Origin of the sequence: Streptomyces atriruber (assembly GCF_001418325.1) — a bacterium.
Taxonomy (GTDB): domain Bacteria; phylum Actinomycetota; class Actinomycetes; order Streptomycetales; family Streptomycetaceae; genus Streptomyces; species Streptomyces atriruber.
Genome location: NZ_LIPN01000676.1, coordinates 1 through 1,183 on the forward strand (window position 1 = coordinate 1; position 1,183 = coordinate 1,183).

Here is a 1,183-nt window from a genome sequence, read left to right on the forward strand (position 1 = left end):
TGCGGGCCAATACACCTAGGGTCTGTCGGGCACTCAGGCGCGCCACTCCGCCGTACGCTCCGGGGATGCCGCGTCCAGCGCCTTGCGGATCTCGTCCGCCCCACCGGCGTTGCCGTACACGGGAGTTCCGGGCTGCTGACGCCAGGAGTCGTCCTGGCCGCCGTTGTCCACGGTGTCGAAGCCGAGCTCGTCGATCAGGTCGCGCACGATCTTCTTGGCGGCCTCGTCGTCGCCGGAGACGGGCAGGGCGACGCGGCCCGGGGCGCCCTTCGGCAGGGGCTTGTCGAGGATGTCCTGGGCGTATGTGCCGTTGAAGGCCTTGATGACGGGGTGGCCGATCTGCCGCTCCGTCCAGCGGCTCTCGGTCAGACCGTCCTCGATCTCGGCGATCTTCCCGTCGCGCTGCTGGGGGTAGTAGTTGCCGGTGTCGAGGACGGCGACNNCGGCCTCTTCGACGGCGACGGGCCTGGCGCCGGTCTCTTCGGCGAGGGCGGTCAGGGTGTGCGGGCCGCGCGAGTTCGCGACGGACACGTCGTGGCCGAGGGCCGTGAGGCGGCGGGTGAGGTTGCCGCCGATGTTGCCCGCGCCGATGATGCCGATCTTCATGACTGACTGCCCTTCCGGTGTTCCGCTGTTGTAACGGAGGTAACCTCCGGATCGGCGGGGGTATTCCGGTAGCGCAGGGGAATCGGTGCGCGAGCCGCACCACGTCGCCGCCGCCGGGTGAGGACCGTGCGCAGTGCGAGGAAGAGCAGCAGTGCGAACGGGGAGAGCAGGATGGTGAGGACCAGCAGTGGGCCGGTCACCAGTGGGTGTACGTCCAGCCGCCGTGCCTCGAGGAACATCCACTGCCCGAGCAGCAGGTCCCAGGCGATGACCTGCGCCCAGATCGCGCCCGCCGCGCTCGCGTGCCCGGTCAGCTCGCGGAACCCGTCGATGTCCGGGCTGCTGACGGCGGCCCACAGTTCGGGCAGGACGGGCACCGCCAGCGCGAGGTAGACGGCCAGGACGGGCACGACGGTCAGCGGTGACGCGGCGATGCGGGCGGTCGGGCCCCACCTCGGGGCGAAGATCATGAGGAGCCAGACGGGGGCGGCCGGACAGAAGGAGAGATCGAAGAGGAATCCGGTCATGCGGCGGTCTCGACTTCCTTGTGGGGCGCGGTGGGCGGGCCGTCGTGGGG

2 protein-coding genes and 1 pseudogene are annotated in these 1,183 nt (G+C 70.5%); all 3 read right to left on the minus strand.

Annotated features, from left to right (window positions below; translation table 11 throughout):
• Nucleotides 1–33 precede the first annotated feature (33 nt).
• The coding region (locus tag AOK03_RS39965) for an NADPH-dependent F420 reductase (protein WP_425264461.1) at nt 34–441 on the minus strand (408 nt) is incomplete at its 5' end.
• A gap of 2 nt (nt 442–443) precedes the next feature.
• Nucleotides 444–606 (minus strand): annotated as a pseudogene (locus AOK03_RS44790) (NAD(P)-binding domain-containing protein); the annotation flags it as partial.
• Nucleotides 603–1,133, minus strand: a complete 531-nt coding sequence (locus AOK03_RS39970) for an ABA4-like family protein (protein ID WP_079075268.1) — start codon at nt 1,131–1,133, stop codon at nt 603–605. The gene AOK03_RS39970 and the pseudogene AOK03_RS44790, both read right to left, overlap by 4 nt.
• Nucleotides 1,134–1,183 lie beyond the last annotated feature (50 nt).